Raw genomic sequence first — 16,833 nt, forward strand, 5'->3', positions numbered from 1 at the left:
CTAGTCACCTGGTAGTGGATCGGGGAGCAACAAGGTCGCCGCGAATCCCGGCACGGGTGGGGTCAGCCAGCGACGAGCGCGCCCGCGACCAAACGACTGTACCTTGCCGGCTGCCGCAAGCGAGTCGAGCGCCCGCTGCACGGTGCGCTGGCTGGCTCCGAGCGCAAGCGCCAGGGCCGAACTCGACCACGTCTCGCCGTCGGCGAGCAATGCCAGCATTGCCGCATGCGCCTCTTCGACCGGCCGCGCCAGCACCACGACCTCGCATGCGCGACGCGGTACCAGCGCAAATCCCCGCTTCGTCGCGCTCACGCCGGCCAGCGTCCCGAGCACCGTGCGAAGTCGCCCGACTTCGACTCGCAACCGCGCGCGGTGAGATTCATCGGCGAGCTTCGCGCGGAACGCCCGCGCGACGAGCGTGGCCCTCGGCGCGTCTGCGGGCCAGGCTTCGCCCAGTGCGCGGGCGAGCGCGAACAGCACCGGACGCCTTGCGAGCGACACCACCGTGCCCGCGTCGCGCACGACATGGCGGCACGCGTCCACCACGAGCGCCTGCGACGCCTGCAACGCCTCGACTTCCTCCAGCAGGAGGAGTCGTTGCTCGCCACGCGCGATCAGGCGCGCCGCGGGCGTGTCCAGGACGAGGCGCGCGCTTTCGACCTCCGCCGCCAGCGCGGGGATACCTGCGAGACGCGCGGCCCGCCCGGCCCGGGCGAGCGCGGCGCGCGCCGCCTGCGTGCGCAGGCGTCGCATCGCGATGCCGGCAACGACCAGTTCGTGGGCGGCCCGCGCCGCGGGCGGGAAGGGCGCGGGGTCGAGCCCGGCGAGCGCACGCTCGGCCTCGTCGAGGTGCCCGATCAGGAGGAGGCGCCGGAGTTCGAGATGGCGCGCATGGGCAGCGTTTACGCGGTCGCCGTGCGCCTCGAGCGTCGCCCGCGCCGCGTCGAGCGCCTTCGCAGGCCAGCCCAGCTCGCGCGAGGCCAGCGCGATCTCGGCCTCGGCGACGATACACCTCGCGCGGGCCACGGCCTCTTTCGGGCCGAAGGCGCGTGCCGCGCTTCGCACCAGCGCCTTCGCGCGAGCGAGATCGCCGAGCTGCGCCATCGCGATGCCGCGAAGCGCAAGCGCAGGGGCGTCGTCGCGCAAGGCGATCCGGTTCAGCGCGCCGAGGGGATCACCCGCGGCGAGCGCACGCGCCGCGGCCGTGATCAGCGAGTCCATCTGAATCCCGCCAAACTTGTCACTCCCACCGTTCGATGCCCGGTACTAATCTAGCACACGACCCCCGGCCAGCACGTCGTACCGGGAACCGAAAGAACGACGCAGGACAGCCAAGGAGAGAACGATGACAGGACACATGACCGGGACACGCGAAGCGTGGCTGGCAGCGCGGTTCGAGCTGCTCGAGGCGGAGAAGGAGTTGACGCGGCGCAGCGACGAACTGGCGCGGCAACGTCAGGCGCTGCCGTGGGTCCGGGTCGACAAGGCGTACCGATTCGAGACCGGGCAGGGGAGCGCTTCGCTGGCAGACCTCTTCGGGGGACGCTCGCAGCTCCTTGTCTATCACTTCATGTTCGGGCCCGACTACACGGCGGGTTGCCCGTCCTGCTCGGCGATCGCGGACGGTTTCGACGGCTTCGTCGTCCACCTGGCGAACCACGACGTCACGCTCATGGCGGTGTCGCGGGCTCCGCTCGCGAAGCTGCAGGCGTACCAGCGGCGGATGGGATGGACGTTTCCCTGGGCGTCCTCGCTCGACAGCGACTTCAACTTCGACTTCAACGTCTCGTTTACCGAGGCGCAACAGCGTGCGGGGGACATCGAATACAACTACCGGCGCGCCGGCCATGCGATGGACGCGACCCGGGTCCCGGAGCCGGTCGCCCGGATCGCAGCCACATGCGGGACCGACGCGCCGACGTTCTCGCGCGACAGGCCGGGCATGAGCGTGTTCGTGCTGGAGGACGGCGTCGTCTATCACACCTATTCCACCTATGCGCGCGGACTGGACGGGCTCTGGGGCATGTACCAGTGGCTCGACCGTGCCCCCAGGGGGCGCAACGAGACAGGCGTCTGGTGGCGCCGCCACGACGAGTACGACCAGCGCTGAACCAGTTCGCGGGTGTTGCTGGCGTCCTTGCGGCGCGTCTCTAGTCCGGCGGTTCCGGCGTCGCGCTGATGATGTCCTCCAGTTGCGCGCTCATCGGGATGCCAAGGCGCTCACCGGTGGGCAGCCGGTCAAGGAACCATTGCTTGTACAGGCGCTCCAGTTCTCCGGAGGTGATCAGCTCGCGAACGGCCTTGTCCACCACAGCCGAGAACTGGGGATCGCCCTTGCGCAGCATGATCCCGTACGGGTCGTAAGAGAGAAAATCGCGGGTGATGTCGTATTTCTTGCCGGCGGCGTACTTGGCAATCATGCCGTACAGGAGCACATCGTCCCCCGCATAGGCGTCGGCGCCGCCGTGCCGCAGCACCTCGAACGCATCGGCGTGGTCGCGCGCGCGGATGATTTTCAGCCCCAGGTCGAATCGCGCGGACAGCCGCTCCAGCGCCTGGGCGTTGGTCGTGCCTGCCGTGGCGACCACCGTCTTGCCTTTCAGGTCGCGGGGCAACCTGATCGGCGAGCCGTGCGGCACCATCAGCTTGGTACCGGCAATGAAGATCACGGGCGAGAACGCGACGCGCTGCAGGCGCTCGGCGTTGCGTGTGGTCGATCCGCACTCCAGGTCGATCTTGCCCGAGACAATGGCGTCAAAGCGGTTCTCGGACGTCACCGGCACCCACTGGATCGACAACTCGCGTCCGACCTCTGCCCCCGCGGCTTGCACGATGGCCGTACAGATATCGATCGCGTACCCGATCGGCCTGTTGGCCTGGTTCAGGTACGAGAACGGCAGGGACGACTCCCGGTAGCCGATGGTCAGGCTGCCGGTGTCCTTGGCTTTCCTCAGGGTGCCGCGCAGCTCGATGGCTTCCTGAGCCGAGACGATGCCGACGCATATCGCCATGCACAGGGCCACGACCGCTTGCAGCATCGGATGGCCGGGCAGGGACCACCGGCGTACTTGTATGGCATGCATGCGCGCTTCTCCCAGATCCGGGCCCGGACGGCTATGCACGCACGGCGTCCGGCTTGTGCAGCGGCACCGGCCCGCCGCCGACGCCGCCCTCGCCGGGACCGAGCGTGGACTCGCTCGCGAGCTGGCCTTCCCACTTGGCTACCACGGCGGAGGCGATCGAGTTCCCGACGGCATTGGTCGCCGAGCGGCCCATGTCGAGGAACTGGTCCACGCCCATGATCAGCAGCAGGCCCGCTTCCGGGATGTTGAACTGGTTCAGCGTGGCCGCGATCACCACCAGCGAGGCGCGCGGCACGCCCGCCATCCCCTTCGATGTGAGCATCAGGAGCAGCAGCATGGTGATCTGGGTGCCCAGCGGCAGATGAATGTCATACGCCTGGGCGATGAACAGGACGGCGAAGGTGCAATACATCATCGACCCGTCCAGGTTGAACGAGTAGCCCAGCGGCAGCACGAAGCTGGAGATCTTGCGGCTGACCCCGAACTTGTCGAGCGCCTCCAGCATCTTCGGGTAAGCGGCTTCCGAACTTGCGGTGGAGAACGACAGCAGGAACGGCTCGCGGATAAGGCGGATCAGCGTGAAGGTCCGTTTGCCGAGGAACGCCATGCCCGCCAGTGTCAGCAGGCCCCACAGCACGATCAGGGCCAGGTAGAAGCTGCCCATGAACTTGGCGAAGGTCAGGAGAATACCCAGGCCTTGCGTGGTCACCGTCGATGCAATGGCGGCGAACACCGCCACCGGTGCCAGCCACATGACCGCGCCGGTGATCTTCAACATCACCTGTGCCAGGTCCTCGATGACGCCRGCCATGCGCGCGCCCCGCTCTCCCAGGGTGGACAGGGCCGTGCCGAAGAAGATCGAGAACACCACGATCTGCAGGATTTCGTTGTTGGCCATGGCCTCGGCCACGGATTTTGGCACCGTGTGGGCCACGAAGTCTTTCAGCGTGAAGGCGTTGGTCTTGAGGTTGGTGGCGGCGCCCACCTCGGGCAGCGGCAGGCCGATATTGGTGCCGGGCTGCAGCAGCGTGGCCATGATCAGGCCCAGCGTCAGGGATACCAGCGACGCGGTGATGAACCAGCCGAGTGCCTTGACGCCGACGCGCCCCACCGTGCTGGCATCTCCCATGTGCGCGATGCCCATCACGAGCGTGGAGAAGACCAGCGGCGCGATGATCATCTTGATCAGCCGCAGGAACACATCGGTGATGATCGAGATGTATCCGGCGACGTCTTTCGCGAGCTTGGGATCCGGGAAAGCGATGTGGCAAGCGTAACCGACCACGCCGCCGAGAATCATCGCGATGACGATATACGTCGTGATATGGGACTTCTTGCTCATGACTTCTCCTTGGGGCTTCCGGGTGGACGTCCTGCGCCGAGGTCTGCACCTAAATAACGATAGGTCGCCGCAGCGGCAATGGGCAATCCCTGGCGTGACCCCGATCGCGCCGGATCGCGCAAAGTCCATGATCCGTCACAGTTGCCCCCGCCAGTCGGGCCGGGTGTTCCGGTGAGAAACACCCGAGATGCGGGAAACCGCATCACTGGAAGCGATTGCCTGGCGAGTGCTATGCGCCGGGCGGCGCCGGCACCAGCCCGTACCCGGACATGACCTCGGCAAGCCTGGCGCGGTCGGGCGGTCCGCCGCCATTGATGATGGCCGCGACGTCGCGGAAGTACTGGGCGCCAAGGTCGGGCGTCATGACAATCAGCGCGCGGGCCGTGTCACCGTGCGGATTGCTGAAGTGATGGACCGATCCGCGTGGGGAGAGCATATAGTCGCCGCGCGCCAGGTCACGGGCAACGCCGTCGACCGAGTACCGAAGTACGCCTTCCAGCACATAGACGCACTCTTCGTTGTGTGTGTGGCTATGCGGCGGCGGCACTTGCGAGCCGGGCGGCACCGTCATCTCGAAGGCACCCATCCCGCCCGTGGCGGTTCCATCGATCAGGTACTGGATGTCCAGTTGGCCAACCTTGATCGGTTCGCCCTGGTTCGCGCGGCCAGGAGTCATTGTCAGCCCCTTGAAATTGGGGGCTCTGGTCTGTCCCCCCGCATTGCATTGTCATTGTAGGTCGGCGTGCACTATCCGCGAGCGGCCGATCGGCTGCAAGCAGGCGCGACCCGGCCGGGCTCATTTGCAAGCCGCGGCAGCATGTCGCCGCAGTCGGCAAGGCGGGCGGCCGCCATCGGCCGGGCATCGCTGTCCTACAATCAGTCAGCGCATGTTCGCGCCGAAGGAGCCGAGCCACCATGGACAACGCTGTGACATACGCGCGCCTCTACGCGGACGCCAAAGGTGAGTCGCATATCGAGGAAGGCCTTTGCCTCGGCATGGCGTCCACGGATTTCGTTCCTCCGGCGCCGCCGATTCTTGTCTCCGGCCTGCAGCCCGCATCCGCTTACGCGTTCCTGTCCGTGCCAGTGGCGTATTTCGGCGATTTCCACCCGAGCCCGAAACGCCAATGGCTCTTCTTTCTCTCCGGTGAGATGGAATTCGAGGTGAGCGACGGCCAGCGGTTGCTGGGAAAGCCGGGGCTTGCGATTCTCCTCGAGGACACGACGGGGCTTGGGCATAAGAGCACGGTCAAGAGCGCAGTGCCCGCCCTGATGGTGGCGGTGCAGACCTGAGGCGAACCCGCGCGGGAGCCAGGACGCTGTCCGCACGCTCGCGCTTATCCGGGGCAGCCCGGCATGGCGGCATATCGCTTGAAGATATGGCCGGCCGCATTCCATATACGATATTTCCCTTTGCTTTGGATTAACGGCGTATGCTGGATCTGCCCTCCGGCAAGCAACGCATCAGGATTCCAAAGGAGTATCACCATGGCCAAGAGTCAACTACGCGGCAACCGCGAAGCGAAGAAGCCAAAGCAGCCGAAGAAACCGGCAGCGCCGGCAAGCCCGTTCGGCACGGTGCAGTCGCGCGTGGGCAATGACGGCGTCGCCAAGAAGAAGTCCTGACCCGGCTGAGGCCGAAGCTGAAGCCGCGGCACGGCGCAACCAGCCATGCAGGCCGGTCGCCGCAGTGAAGCCGATCTGTCCCGAACGCGCGGACCATGACGGGAGGCGCACCATGATCCGGCAGCAGGATCTGGTCCTCGCCGTTGAAACCGAACACCATCGCCAGGCACCGCCACGCAGCCCCGCTGCCGGCTGGCTGCCCGCAGCCCCCCGCCTGGTCATCCGGGGCTGGCATCCAGTGCCTCGACCAATCCGCCTACAATAGCGCCCTGTGAGCAAGCGGCCCCGCGCCGGTGGATGCCCGCGCATCCGCTCGCCGGCTCGCCGCGCTTTTTGTTGGAATCGCCTTCGTGAAAAATCGGAAATTCATTCTGGCTGCCCTGGTCACGCTGACGCTCAGTCCGCTGGCCAGGGCCGATGCGCGCCAGGCCGCGCATGAGGTCAAGCAGGCAACCGTGCATGCTGTCAAAAGGACCGGAGAGCTGGCGCGCGACGCCGGCCGCGGCATCGGCCACGCTGCCAGGGACGTCGCCCATGGCGTGGCAGGCAAGGCCCGCGAGGGCTACGGCGCGGCCAGGAATGCAGTACATCAGGAGTCACATTAGTTAACCCCGGGCATCCTTGCCCTACACTGAAAACCGGTTGGACGCGACCGGGCGGCGCGCGCGGTTCGCGGTTCCCACTGCTGACACGGGGCGCAATATGGAATTCCTGAATTCAGGCAAGGTTCTTCCTGCCGGGCTGCCTTTCTCCGAAGGCGTGCGAGTTGGCGAGCTGCTCTATCTGTCCGGGCAGATGGGCATCGTACCGGGCACCACCCGGCTAGTGCCGGGGGGGATTCGCGAAGAGGCCAGGCAGACGCTGATGAATATCCGCGGCACGCTCGAAGCACACGGCTTGTCGCTGCAGCGGGTTGCGAAATGCACCATCATGCTGGCTGATATCAGCGAATGGCATATCTTCAACGAGGTCTACAAGGATTTCTTCCAGGCGCCATACCCTGCGCGCAGCGCACTCGGCGCCAGCGGGCTAGCGCTTGGCGCCAGGGTTGAGGTGGAGTGCATTGCGGTATTCGGGGAGCCGGACCCGGCGGCATGAAGCGTGGGCGCCGTGCCCGCGGCAGCGTGCGCAAACCAGTGCGAACCGGCTGCCGCGGCGCGGGGCTCACGGCGTTGCGGGCCGGCTGTGCGCACGCTCCCGGATGGCGGCGAAGTCGGCGGGCGGCGCATGCAGGTCGAGCCGGCGTCCAGCCTTCAGGATCTGGCTCGGGATGTCATGGCCAAGCAGGGCCGACAGCGTCCTCGCGGCCTCGAGGACGCGGGCAAGGTCCACCCCGGTGTCGTAGTCCATGAGTTGCAGCGCATGGACGATCTCCTCCGTGCAAACGTTGCCCGTGGCACCCGGGGCGTACGGGCAGCCGCCGATGCCGCCGAGCGAAGCGTCGAAGCGGTCGGCGCCGGCGTCGATGGCCGCAAGCACGTTGGCCAGCCCCATGCCGCGGGTGTTGTGGAAATGCAGGGTCAGTTCGGTATCCGGCCAGCGCTCCCGGAAGCGGCGTGTCAGCGCGGCCACCTGGCCCGGGTATGCCATGCCGGTGGTGTCGCACAGGGTGATGCCGTGGGTGCCGATTTCCTCGATATGGCGGGCACACCAGTCGAGCACCGCCGCCGCAGGCACGTCGCCCTCCATGGGACAGCCGAAGCTGCAGGACAGCGAGATGTTGACGGCGGCGCCAGCGTCGCGGGCGATGCCGGCCACCTCCGACAGGGCAGCGAAGGACTGGGCCCGGGTCATCCTCAGGTTGGCGAGGTTGTGGGACTCGCTGGCGGACATGACCAGGTTCAACTCGTCCGTGCCGGCCTCGATGGCGCGCTCCGCGCCTCGCACATTGGGTACGAGGGCGCTGTAGACAACGCCGGGGTGGCGTTCGATGGCGCCCAGCACGTCCTGCGCATCGCTCAGCGCCGGAATCGCCTTGGGCGAGACGAATGCCGTCACTTCGATCTTCGCCATGCCGGCCCGGGACAGGGCATTCACCAGCGCGACCTTGTCCGCGGTGGGCACGAAGGCCCGTTCGGCCTGAAGGCCGTCCCGCATGCCGACTTCCTGCATGTAGATGTGCCGTCCGGCACCGTTCCAGGTATTCATGCCACCACCTTCCTGCCGCGCAAGGCGGCGATGTCCTGGGCCGAAAAGCCGATTTCCAGCAAGACCCCGTCGGTATCGTCGCCGAGACCCGGTGCCGAGGTGCGGACCGAGCCCGGCGTGCCCAGCAGCTTGGGGACCACGCCGGGCACCTCGACATCGAACCCGTCCCGCGTCGTCTGGGAAAGAATCATGTCACGCGCCCGGTAATGCGGATCCTCGGCGATGTCCTTCGCGGTGTAGACCTTGCCCGCCGGCACCCGCGCCGAGCCCAGGATTTCCACGACCTGGCTCACCGGCCGCGTGAGCGTCCAGGCCTCGATGGCGCTGTCCAGCTCGGCCGCGCGCGCAACGCGCCCCGCGTTGTTCTCCAGCGCGGGATCGGCGGCCAGGTCGTCCCGGCCGATGGTCTGCATCAGGCGCCGGAAGATGCTGTCGCCGTTGCCGGCGATCAGCACAAAGCCGTCGCTGCAGCGGTAGGCGTTGGAGGGAGCGATCCCGGGCAGGGCGCTGCCGGCAGCTTCCCTGACGGCGCCGAAGGCGCTGTACTCGGGAATCAGGCTCTCCATGACGTTGAACACCGCCTCGTTCAGGGCCACGTCGATCACTTGCCCGTGGCCGCCGTTGACCTTGCGGTGGTAAAGCGCCGTGAGGATGCCGATGGTCCCATGGAGCGCCGCAAGGGTGTCGCCGATCGAGATGCCGCAGCGCACCGGTACCCGGCCCGGCTCCCCGGTGAGATGGCGCAAGCCGCCCATGGCCTCGCCGATGGCGCCGAAGCCCGGCAGGTCCCGGTAAGGGCCGGTCTGGCCATAGCCGGAGATGCGCAGCATCACGAGCCCCGGATTGAGCGCGGACAGCACGTCCCAGCCCATGCCCCAGCTCTCCAGCGTGCCGGGCCGGAAATTCTCGATCAGCACATCGGCTTCGGCGATGAGCTTTCTGGCGATGTCCTGGCCCTCGCTGCTGCGCAGGTCCAGGGCGATGGAGCGCTTGTTGCGCGATTGCACCTGCCACCACACGGAGGTGCCTTCCTTGATCAGGCGCCAGTTGCGCAACGGGTCGCCGCTGCCCGGGGGCTCGATCTTGATGACGTCGGCGCCGAATTCGCCCAGCGTCTTGCCGGCGAAGGGGCCGGCGATCAGCTGCCCCATCTCGATGACGCGCACGCCCTGCAGCGCGGCAACTGGAATGTCCTTGTTCATGATCGACCTCGTTCTCGTGTGTCGGTTGTCGGTTGATTCTAGAAGACGCCATCAATCGCCATGTGCAAGGGAGGCTCCCCTGAGGCGAGATTCCCTGAGGCGGGACTCGGCGCAGCGTTGCGGCGGAGCAATGCGCTGCGCTGGCCCGGTTCTCAGTGGGCGGGGCGCTTGTCTTCCTTTGCGCGCAGCTTCGCGGGGAGCCCGAACAGGAGGATCGCGGCGCAGATCAGGGCCAGGCATCCGATCACGTACAAGGCTGGCGTGGTGCTGCCCGTCAAGTCCTTGATGCGACCCACCATGACGGGGCTGACGATGCCGCCGAGCTGGCCCAGGGTATTGATCAGTGCGATGCCGCCCGCGGCGCCGACCCCGCTCACCAGCTTCGGCGGCAGCGCCCAGAAGGCGGGGATCGAAGCGATAACGCCCGCGCCCATGATCGCCAGCGCGGCCACGAGCAAGCCGGCCTGCTTGTCGAACACGCCCGCGCTGAAGAAGCCGATGGCGGCCATCACCATCAGCCCCGCCACGAACTTGCTGCGCTCGCCGGTCGCATCCGAGAGGCGCCCCACCACTACCATGGCGATCGCACCGAAGAGATATGGAACCGCGGTGAGAAGGCCGATGGTAGTGGGATTGGCGATGCCCGAGGCGCGGATCAGGTGAGGAGCCCAGAAATTGAGGCCGTAGGAGCTGATCTGGATGAGGAAGTAGGCCAGGCCCAGGGTCAGGAAGCCGGGCGCCTTCAGCGCGTCGAGCAGGGAGTGGCCACCAACGCCTTTGTTCTGCTCCGCGATGCGGCTCGAGAGCAGGGCCTGTTCGTCCGGCGTGAGCCAGGCGGCATCCTGGATGCGGTCATTCAACAGCCTGAAGACAAGGTAGCCGAGCACCACGCAGGGCACGCCCCCCACGAGGAACAGCCAGTGCCAGCCTCGCATCGACAGGAAGCCCTCCATGTGCGACAGGACGAGGCCCGCGGCAGGCGCGCCGACCAGGCCGGCAAAGGCCGAGGCCAGGAACAGCATGGAAGTGATGCGGCCGCGATAAGCGAGCGGAAACCACAGGGTCAGGTAGAACAGCACGCCGGGCGCGAACCCGGCTTCCATGGCGCCGATCAGGAAGCGCAGGGAGTAGAACTGCCATTCGGTCTGGACAAAGGCCATCAGGGCGGTGGCGATGCCCCATGACACCATGATGCGGGCAATCCAGCGCCGCGCCCCGACCTTGTAGAGCATGAGGTTGCTAGGCACCTCGAACAGCACATAGCCCACGACGAAGAGGCCCGCACCCAGGCCGTACGCCGTGTCGCTCAGGCCGAGGTCGCTCTGCAGGGCGAACTTGGCAAAGCTGATGTTGATGCGATCGAAGAACGCGAACAGGTAGCACACCATGATCAGGGGCATGATTCGCCATGCCACCTTGCGCACGGTGCGCGATTCGTCAGGCGGCGCCAGCGGGCGCGCGCCAATGGGCAGGGATTGAGCCTGGGTCATCTTGGTCTCCTTTGCTTGCTGCTCTTGCCCGCGGTCGCACCGGCGACGCAGAGAGTCTGGCAATTGCTGAGTGGTTGGCGCTCTTGGTGACGCATGGCGGCATTCTGGATGACCGCACTCAGCCGGAGAAGAACGAAGGCGAGAACGCAGCTTTCCCGAAACGCGAAAGCTGGAAGGGGCTGGCTGGCCCGGTCCCGCGCCAGGCGCAGGCTAGGCCGCGGGCGCCTCGCAGAGATGATCGACGAGCGTGCGCACATGGCGCGGGAGGGCGTTCGGATCGCGCAGGCCGATGAGAAGCTGGCGCCGGGCCCAGGTGTCCTTGAGCGGGATCTGGCGCAGGTTCAGCGGCCGGACAAGGGCGTGAACGGCATGGGACGGCAGCACGGCGACGCCCATGCCGGCCGCCACCATCTGGCACATGGCATCGAAGCTGCGGACCTGGATGCGCAGCTTCAGGCGGCGTCCCAGCGCTTCGGTCTCCGCCTGCAGGCGCTTGGCCAGGGAGGTGCCCTCCGACAGGCTGACGAAGTCGAAGTCCAGTGCTTCTTCAAAATTCACCGTGCGCCGTCCCGCGAGCGCGTGGCTGCGCGGCACCACCAGGCCCAGGCGGTCTTCCCGGTATTTCACCTGGTGCAGGCCCGGCGCGGGCGTCCGATCGGCAAAGATGCCAATATCCGCCCGGCCGTCCAGCACCGCCTGCACCACCTCGCTACTGTTCTGCTCCTCGAGCTCGATCCGTATGCCGGGATTTGCCTGCACGAAAGTGGCAAGCTCGCTGGGCAGGAACTGGGTGACGGCCGACGTGTTGACCCACAGGCGCACCACCCCGACGATCCCCGACGCGTAGTCGGAGAGGTCGGCGACCAGCAGGTCGACATCGTCGAGAATGCGTTGGGCGTGGCGGTACAGCGCCTGCCCGGCGACAGTCAGGGAAACGCCCCGCGAATGTCGCTCCAGCAGGCTCGAGCCCACCGCCGCCTCCAGGTCGGAGATTCGCTTGCTGGCCGCGCCCACCGCCACGTGGGCCAGCGTCGCGCCCTTGCTGATGCTGCCGGAGCGGACCACCAGGTTGAACAGGGAAAGGGAGACCAGGTCGAGACGGTGCGGATTCATGATTGCCGATATTCACGCGGAGGCCTCGCATTCTGCACTCACATTTCCTTCTCCGCTCGCTACGCCTAGCGTGGCGACAGTGTTTCCGGCGCCGCCGCCCATTTCTCCTGGCCAGCTTGCGCCAGGTCATTCTCAACCCACAGCTGACTATCCGGAAACCAGAACGCATCCGCCCGGGGCGGCGACGCGAGCCGCACCGGCAGCGACGGATTGAAGATCTTCGACCAGGCAGACAAGTAAGACGGCGTTTTCACCAGGAAGCCGCACCTGGACAGCAGCAGGCAGGAGACCAGCGCTTCACGGCCGATCTCCAGGCCCGAATAGCCACCGAAATGGATCGGCATGCTGCCGTTGGCGAGCAGTCTCGAGGGTGCCACGCCGACCGGCCTGTCGAACGGCCAGGCGACGAAGAAGTCGAGAAACGCCCTTTCATCGCTGGAGACGAAGATGCTGGTCAGGCGGGGATTCTCCGACAAGGTTGACTCGACGACCTTGCAGAACGCTTCCCAGGAGATCGACTCTGCCTCGTGCCGTTTGTCGGTGCCCCTGTAATGCACGCCGAGTGTCGACCCGCCGATGCCGAGCGCCTCGCAGAGCGCATCGACCTCTTCGACGATATGCGCGGCGGGCCGGTAGTGCGCGTAGAACAGCGCGCTGGCACTCTTGAGTTCGAGCTTGGACTCGTAGCGCTCGCGGAATCCCAGTTGAACCAGGTCGTGGACGATCGAGGTCCGCACCTTTCGTGACGACGGTGCTTGCGACGGGCGCTGCACGGATTCGAAGAAGGTCGAGAACCAGTCTGTCCTGCCTTCGGGATCGCCGTAGATGCGGCCGCGCGCGGAGATGCAGGGAACCAGCCCTTTCTCCTCGCAATACATCAGGATGAAAAGGACCATCTGCAGCACGGAGAAGAACCCGGAATTCTCGTGGATGTCGATGGCGAACACCCCACGGTTCAGCCGTTGCTTCGCATGCAGGGATATGCGGCTCAGCGTGGCCACGGAATGCTTGAACCGCTCACTGCGCCGGAGCTGTCTCGCCCGGTCCATCACCTTTCGCAACATGCCCTGCTCCTGTTCGGGGGTCGCATCGCGGGATTGAGCGTCCGCGCGGCATCCTTGCGCGGCGGCGCGCCATGCGCAGCACATGGCAGCGTACAAGGAAGAGTCGCTTCGATTTGTGGGACGCCGCACAGATACGTCTGTGCGCTGGCAGGCGCGCGTGAAGTGAGTCTATCGCGCAACGGCCGGGTGAGCGCGGCAAGCGAGAAAATGCCTGGCGCACGGCGCGTTTCTTGCGAGCACCAGTGCGGTGCATTGCGCGGCGAACAGGTCACCCGGTCCCGGCCGGCGTATCATGTCCGGCAGAGCCCCGGCCCATCCCCGGCGGTGACTTCTACGCCATGGCCTCACCCATCCATTTCTCCCCGAAGCTGCATCTGGTCGCCGAGCATGGCTTTGCCCTGCATGACAGCCGGCAGGCGGATTTCCGCCGCGAGTGGCATACCCATGACTGCGGCATGTTGCTGTGGCCGCGCATGGGGCGGCTGAAGAGCATGTGGGAGGCGCGCGCGGACCGCCCGGACGATGCGCGCGCGGTGTCCACGCGGCTGGTTCGCGGCGATGCCGTGCTGTTGCCGGCGGGAACCACGCACCTGACCGTCGCCGAGGCCGGGCGGCAGCAGCACGGCGAACTCTACCTGGCGCCCGAGCATCTGCGCGCGCTGAGTCATTTCGGCGCGGTGCACCTGGACGCGGCGACCATCGCGATGCTGGAGGCGCTGCTGTCGCCGATGCTCGCGCCGGCCAGCGCGGCGCTGCTGGTGCGGGCGATCGTGGCGCAGCTGATGGCAGGCAGGCCGCTGGCGGTGCCGGCCGAGCCGGCCTCGGTCGCGCTGCGGATGGTGGGGCGCTTTACGGCAGCGCTGGAGCGGGACGCCGCGCTGCCTTCGATCGAAGTGGTGGCCGCGGGCCTGGGCGTATCGATGCGGCAACTGCAGCGTGCCTGCCAGCTGGAACTGGGCGCCAGCCCGGTCGCCGTGCGGCGGCGGGTGCTGGCGGCGCATGCGCGCACGCTGCTGGCGGAGGGCCGGCCGCTAGCCAGGGTGAGCGAGCAGCTGGGCTTTGCCAGCAGTGGTCATCTGACGCGGCTGCTGCGCGGCTCGGACGATGGCGAATGACTGGCTGCCGGCGACAGGCGCGCCTCCAGTTCGATCTCGATCCAGGCCTGGTCGGGCAGGCTCGCCACGCCTACCGCCGTGCGCGCGGGCAGGGCGTGCTCGGGGAAGGCATGGCTGAGGACATCCGATGCCGCGTCCAGCACGGCGGTGTGCCGCGTGAAGTCCGTGCCGCTGCGGATGAATCCGCGCAGGCGCGTGACCTGGACCACGCGCTCCAGCCCTCCGCCACACGCGGCCCTCAGCGCGGCCAGCGCGTTCAGCATGGCGACTTGCGCCGCTTGTCTTGCCGGCTCCACATCGGCGTCTGCCCGGCACATGCCGGCCATGGCCACGCCGTCGCGCCTTGAGGTCTGTCCGCTGATCCCGATCCAGTCTCCGGCTACGTTGAATGGCGCATAGGCACCGCGCGGCTGCGGCGCCGGCGGCAGTACATGGCCCGCAGCGGCTAGTCGTGCTTCCGGCGTCAGTGTTGTCATGCGCTTGCCCATGCCACGTTTCCGCTGAGCCAGCACCCCTGCGGCGCGCCTGTCTCCGACGCGCGCGGCGCGACCAGGATTTCCGACGGCCGGCCCATGCTTTCGCCCTGGCGCACGGACACGGCGGGTGGTTCGCCGCCCGCGGCGCCGAGCGCGCCGGACGCCACCAGATGTCCCCACAGCGCGGCGGCGGCGATGCCGGTGGCCGCGTCTTCCGGATAGCCGGAAGACTTCGGGAACTGGCGGGCGTGTGCCACGGCGTAGCCGCCGGTGGTCTGCGGCAGGGAGGTGAGGACGTACGGATAGAGCCCCGTGGAGCCGATCGCTGCGCACAACGACTCCATTGCCGCGAAATCGGGGCGCAGGGCATGCAGCGTGTCCAGGTCCGGTAGCGCAATGAGGGTCTTGACCCGGCTGGTCGATGCGTTGGTCATGGCGTAGCCGGCCGCTTCGGTAGCAAGCCCGAGGACCGCCGCGACCCGGTGGCGTTCCTGCACGGTCAGCACGCGCGTCTGCACGGGCGGCTGCGAGATCCATACGCGTTGCCCGGCGTCGTCCCACCGCGCATCGACGGCGCCGCTGAGCGTTTCGATGCGCGCGGTCGGGGCCGTCCACTGCTGCCATTGGCGCAAGGCCCACAGCGAGCCGACCGTCGCGTGGCCGCACATTTCCATCTCGTGCTGCGGCACGAAGAAGCGCAGCCGCAGGTCGAAGCCCGGCGCGGTGGCCGGCAGGACGAAGGCGGACTCGTGGCCGTATGCCGCCGCGACCGACTGCATCGCCGCCGAAGTCATGCCGCGGGCGTCGGCCACCAGGGGCACGGGGTTGCCGCCGCCGGCGCTGACGCCATCGCCACTATCGCCGCCGACGAACACGTTGATCATGGCGACTTCGCCCGGTGCGGGTGCGGGGATCCAGGCTGTCTTATTCAATGGTCGCTCCCACGGATTTGGCGATGGCGCCCCAGTACGGAATGTCGTGCACCACCGCTGCCTGCATCTCCGCGGGCGTGCCGGGGCGGGCCGTGACGCCTTTCTCCGCGAGGTCCTTCACGACATCCTTGTCGTTGAGCACCTTGTTCAGCGCGCGGTTCAGGCGCTCGACGATCGCGGCGGGCGTGCCTTTGGGGAAGGCCAGCCCGTACCAGAGTTGTTGCGAGAAGTCCGGGATGCCCTGGCTGGCAAAGGTGGGCACGTTGCCGAGCAACGGCGTGGGCGCGGTGGTGGCAAGCGCGGTCAGCTTGTGCGCCTTGATATACGGCGCAAGCCCCACAGGGTTGTCGAACATGATCTGCACCTGTCCACCCATCAGGTCGGTATAGGCCGGCGCCGCGCCCCGATAGGGGACGTGCGTCATGGGCACATTGGCGAGCTTGCGGAACTGCTCGCCGATCAGGTGCGAGACCGTGCCGACGCCGACCGAGGCGAAGCTGTTCTGGCCCTTGTCGTGGCGCAGCTTCTCGATCAGGTCTCTGGTGCTGCCCGCCTGCAGCGCGCGGTTGACCGCCAGCACATAGGGCGAGGTGCCGATAAAGCCCGCATACGCAAAATCGCTGGCCGGCTGGTAGGGCAGCCTGGGGTAGACGCTGACGCTCACCGCATGCGTGCTGGTGGTGGCAACGCCGATCACATAGCCGTCCGGCGCGGCGCGCGCGACGAAGGTGGAGCCGATCGTGCCGCCGGCCCCGCTGCGGTTGTCGACAACCACCGGCTGCCCGAGTTCGGCCTGCAGTTTCTGCTGCACAGAGCGCACCACGAGATCGGTGCCGCCGCCGGCCGGAAACGGCACGACGAGCGTGACCGGCTTCGACGGCCAGACTTGCGCGCAGGCCGTGCCGCAGGACAGGACAGCGATGAGACAGGCCGAAGCCCGGTAGCGTATTCGCATGCTTGACGCCATGGCGTTCCCCTTTGAATGAACGCCTTCACTGTATTGGCCGGCGTTAGCCACGCCAAACCGGAATGCGACAGGGTTTGAACCAGAATGCGACGGGCGTCGTGCCTTGCACCGGAGCGTGCAGGCGTGGCGGTGCCACAGCTGATTGGCAACTCCCGGCGTCAACAGAATCGCCATTCATCACCCTGGTGCTGGCGGGCGCAAGCATACGCATGCGCGACGGGCTGCGGAACCCACAGGAGATGCCTTGCCGTCCTTCGTTATTGGTAACGATTGGT

Annotated in this window: 18 protein-coding genes; 6 read left to right on the top strand and 12 right to left on the bottom strand. The window is 67.2% G+C overall.

Annotated elements, in window-relative coordinates; all coding sequences use genetic code 11:
* Positions 1–1,221, bottom strand: coding sequence for a helix-turn-helix domain-containing protein (locus tag AB4Z48_RS18735; protein WP_441616593.1), 1,221 nt, complete (start codon positions 1,219–1,221; stop codon positions 1–3).
* A gap of 124 nt (positions 1,222–1,345) precedes the next feature.
* Between AB4Z48_RS18735 and AB4Z48_RS18740 the strand changes: the two genes are divergently transcribed.
* Positions 1,346–2,110 carry a DUF899 domain-containing protein gene (locus AB4Z48_RS18740; RefSeq protein WP_441616595.1) on the top strand — a complete coding sequence of 255 codons (765 nt, stop codon included), beginning with the start codon at positions 1,346–1,348 and terminating at the stop codon, positions 2,108–2,110.
* 40 nt (positions 2,111–2,150) lie between these two features.
* On the opposite strand, the gene AB4Z48_RS18745 is transcribed toward AB4Z48_RS18740, so the two are convergent.
* The 3 genes from AB4Z48_RS18745 to AB4Z48_RS18755 all read right to left on the bottom strand — a co-directional run bounded on the left by AB4Z48_RS18745 (position 2,151) and on the right by AB4Z48_RS18755 (position 5,101).
* Positions 2,151–3,083 carry an amino acid ABC transporter substrate-binding protein gene (locus tag AB4Z48_RS18745; RefSeq protein ID WP_441616597.1) on the bottom strand — a complete coding sequence of 311 codons (933 nt, stop codon included), beginning with the start codon at positions 3,081–3,083 and terminating at the stop codon, positions 2,151–2,153.
* Positions 3,084–3,114: 31 nt separating this feature from the next.
* Positions 3,115–4,425: a dicarboxylate/amino acid:cation symporter gene (locus AB4Z48_RS18750; RefSeq protein ID WP_441616599.1), complete on the bottom strand. Its 1,311-nt coding sequence runs from the start codon at positions 4,423–4,425 to the stop codon at positions 3,115–3,117.
* A 229-nt stretch (positions 4,426–4,654) separates the two neighbouring features.
* The gene (locus AB4Z48_RS18755) at positions 4,655–5,101 is read right to left on the bottom strand and encodes a cupin domain-containing protein (RefSeq protein WP_441616601.1); all 447 of its coding nucleotides are present in this window, start codon (positions 5,099–5,101) and stop codon (positions 4,655–4,657) included.
* A gap of 239 nt (positions 5,102–5,340) precedes the next feature.
* On the opposite strand from AB4Z48_RS18755, the gene AB4Z48_RS18760 reads away from it, so the two are divergent.
* From AB4Z48_RS18760 to AB4Z48_RS18775, 4 genes are all read left to right on the top strand, one after another.
* Positions 5,341–5,718: a cupin domain-containing protein gene (locus AB4Z48_RS18760; RefSeq protein WP_441616603.1), complete on the top strand. Its 378-nt coding sequence runs from the start codon at positions 5,341–5,343 to the stop codon at positions 5,716–5,718.
* Positions 5,719–5,913: 195 nt separating this feature from the next.
* Complete coding sequence (locus tag AB4Z48_RS18765; RefSeq protein WP_441616605.1) at positions 5,914–6,051, top strand: hypothetical protein; 138 nt, start codon at positions 5,914–5,916, stop codon at positions 6,049–6,051.
* A 350-nt stretch (positions 6,052–6,401) separates the two neighbouring features.
* Positions 6,402–6,656, top strand: coding sequence for a hypothetical protein (locus AB4Z48_RS18770; RefSeq protein ID WP_441616607.1), 255 nt, complete (start codon positions 6,402–6,404; stop codon positions 6,654–6,656).
* Between the two features lie 97 nt (positions 6,657–6,753).
* Complete coding sequence (locus tag AB4Z48_RS18775; RefSeq protein ID WP_441616609.1) at positions 6,754–7,149, top strand: RidA family protein; 396 nt, start codon at positions 6,754–6,756, stop codon at positions 7,147–7,149.
* Between the two features lie 66 nt (positions 7,150–7,215).
* Here the strand turns inward: AB4Z48_RS18775 and AB4Z48_RS18780 are convergent, their stop codons facing one another.
* From AB4Z48_RS18780 to AB4Z48_RS18800, 5 genes are all read right to left on the bottom strand, one after another.
* Positions 7,216–8,199 (bottom strand): hydroxymethylglutaryl-CoA lyase, encoded by a 984-nt coding sequence (locus AB4Z48_RS18780; RefSeq protein ID WP_441616611.1) that lies wholly within the window; start codon positions 8,197–8,199, stop codon positions 7,216–7,218.
* Entirely contained in the window at positions 8,196–9,401 is a 1,206-nt protein-coding gene (locus tag AB4Z48_RS18785; RefSeq protein WP_441616613.1) for a CaiB/BaiF CoA transferase family protein, read from the bottom strand. The genes AB4Z48_RS18780 and AB4Z48_RS18785 overlap by 4 nt, the downstream gene beginning before the upstream one ends.
* A 152-nt stretch (positions 9,402–9,553) precedes the next feature.
* Positions 9,554–10,891 carry an MFS transporter gene (locus AB4Z48_RS18790; RefSeq protein ID WP_441616615.1) on the bottom strand — a complete coding sequence of 446 codons (1,338 nt, stop codon included), beginning with the start codon at positions 10,889–10,891 and terminating at the stop codon, positions 9,554–9,556.
* 210 nt (positions 10,892–11,101) lie between these two features.
* Complete coding sequence (locus AB4Z48_RS18795; RefSeq protein WP_441616617.1) at positions 11,102–12,004, bottom strand: LysR family transcriptional regulator; 903 nt, start codon at positions 12,002–12,004, stop codon at positions 11,102–11,104.
* Between the two features lie 65 nt (positions 12,005–12,069).
* Complete coding sequence (locus AB4Z48_RS18800) at positions 12,070–13,068, bottom strand: hypothetical protein (RefSeq protein WP_441616619.1); 999 nt, start codon at positions 13,066–13,068, stop codon at positions 12,070–12,072.
* 338 nt (positions 13,069–13,406) lie between these two features.
* On the opposite strand from AB4Z48_RS18800, the gene AB4Z48_RS18805 reads away from it, so the two are divergent.
* Positions 13,407–14,183, top strand: coding sequence for a helix-turn-helix domain-containing protein (locus AB4Z48_RS18805; protein WP_441616621.1), 777 nt, complete (start codon positions 13,407–13,409; stop codon positions 14,181–14,183).
* On the opposite strand, the gene AB4Z48_RS18810 is transcribed toward AB4Z48_RS18805, so the two are convergent.
* From AB4Z48_RS18810 to AB4Z48_RS18820, 3 genes are read right to left on the bottom strand one after another with little or no spacing between them, the layout of a single operon-like run.
* Entirely contained in the window at positions 14,141–14,659 is a 519-nt protein-coding gene (locus AB4Z48_RS18810; protein WP_441616623.1) for a RidA family protein, read from the bottom strand. The genes AB4Z48_RS18805 and AB4Z48_RS18810 overlap by 43 nt on opposite strands.
* On the bottom strand, positions 14,656–15,543 hold the full coding sequence (locus AB4Z48_RS18815) for a PhzF family phenazine biosynthesis protein (protein WP_441616830.1): 888 nt from the start codon (positions 15,541–15,543) through the stop codon (positions 14,656–14,658). The genes AB4Z48_RS18810 and AB4Z48_RS18815 overlap by 4 nt, the downstream gene beginning before the upstream one ends.
* A gap of 40 nt (positions 15,544–15,583) precedes the next feature.
* Positions 15,584–16,546: a Bug family tripartite tricarboxylate transporter substrate binding protein gene (locus tag AB4Z48_RS18820; RefSeq protein ID WP_441616625.1), complete on the bottom strand. Its 963-nt coding sequence runs from the start codon at positions 16,544–16,546 to the stop codon at positions 15,584–15,586.
* Between the last annotated feature and the right edge of the window lie 287 nt (positions 16,547–16,833).

Origin of the sequence: Cupriavidus sp. 2TAF22 (assembly GCF_052115045.1) — a bacterium.
Taxonomy (GTDB): domain Bacteria; phylum Pseudomonadota; class Gammaproteobacteria; order Burkholderiales; family Burkholderiaceae; genus Cupriavidus.

Bases quoted from the DNA above. Each gene is read 5' to 3' on its own strand.
- AB4Z48_RS18765 (WP_441616605.1), top strand. From the start codon at position 5,914: ATGGCCAAGAGTCAACTACGCGGCAACCGCGAAGCGAAGAAGCCAAAG.
- AB4Z48_RS18740 (WP_441616595.1), top strand. From the start codon at position 1,346: ATGACAGGACACATGACCGGGACACGCGAAGCGTGGCTGGCAGCGCGG.
- AB4Z48_RS18735 (WP_441616593.1), bottom strand. From the start codon at position 1,221: ATGGACTCGCTGATCACGGCCGCGGCGCGTGCGCTCGCCGCGGGTGAT.
- AB4Z48_RS18815 (WP_441616830.1), bottom strand. From the start codon at position 15,543: ATGATCAACGTGTTCGTCGGCGGCGATAGTGGCGATGGCGTCAGCGCC.
- AB4Z48_RS18810 (WP_441616623.1), bottom strand. From the start codon at position 14,659: ATGACAACACTGACGCCGGAAGCACGACTAGCCGCTGCGGGCCATGTA.
- AB4Z48_RS18760 (WP_441616603.1), top strand. From the start codon at position 5,341: ATGGACAACGCTGTGACATACGCGCGCCTCTACGCGGACGCCAAAGGT.
- AB4Z48_RS18800 (WP_441616619.1), bottom strand. From the start codon at position 13,068: ATGTTGCGAAAGGTGATGGACCGGGCGAGACAGCTCCGGCGCAGTGAG.
- AB4Z48_RS18785 (WP_441616613.1), bottom strand. From the start codon at position 9,401: ATGAACAAGGACATTCCAGTTGCCGCGCTGCAGGGCGTGCGCGTCATC.
- AB4Z48_RS18780 (WP_441616611.1), bottom strand. From the start codon at position 8,199: ATGAATACCTGGAACGGTGCCGGACGGCACATCTACATGCAGGAAGTC.
- AB4Z48_RS18755 (WP_441616601.1), bottom strand. From the start codon at position 5,101: ATGACTCCTGGCCGCGCGAACCAGGGCGAACCGATCAAGGTTGGCCAA.
- AB4Z48_RS18745 (WP_441616597.1), bottom strand. From the start codon at position 3,083: ATGCATGCCATACAAGTACGCCGGTGGTCCCTGCCCGGCCATCCGATG.
- AB4Z48_RS18775 (WP_441616609.1), top strand. From the start codon at position 6,754: ATGGAATTCCTGAATTCAGGCAAGGTTCTTCCTGCCGGGCTGCCTTTC.
- AB4Z48_RS18805 (WP_441616621.1), top strand. From the start codon at position 13,407: ATGGCCTCACCCATCCATTTCTCCCCGAAGCTGCATCTGGTCGCCGAG.
- AB4Z48_RS18790 (WP_441616615.1), bottom strand. From the start codon at position 10,891: ATGACCCAGGCTCAATCCCTGCCCATTGGCGCGCGCCCGCTGGCGCCG.
- AB4Z48_RS18820 (WP_441616625.1), bottom strand. From the start codon at position 16,546: ATGCGAATACGCTACCGGGCTTCGGCCTGTCTCATCGCTGTCCTGTCC.
- AB4Z48_RS18795 (WP_441616617.1), bottom strand. From the start codon at position 12,004: ATGAATCCGCACCGTCTCGACCTGGTCTCCCTTTCCCTGTTCAACCTG.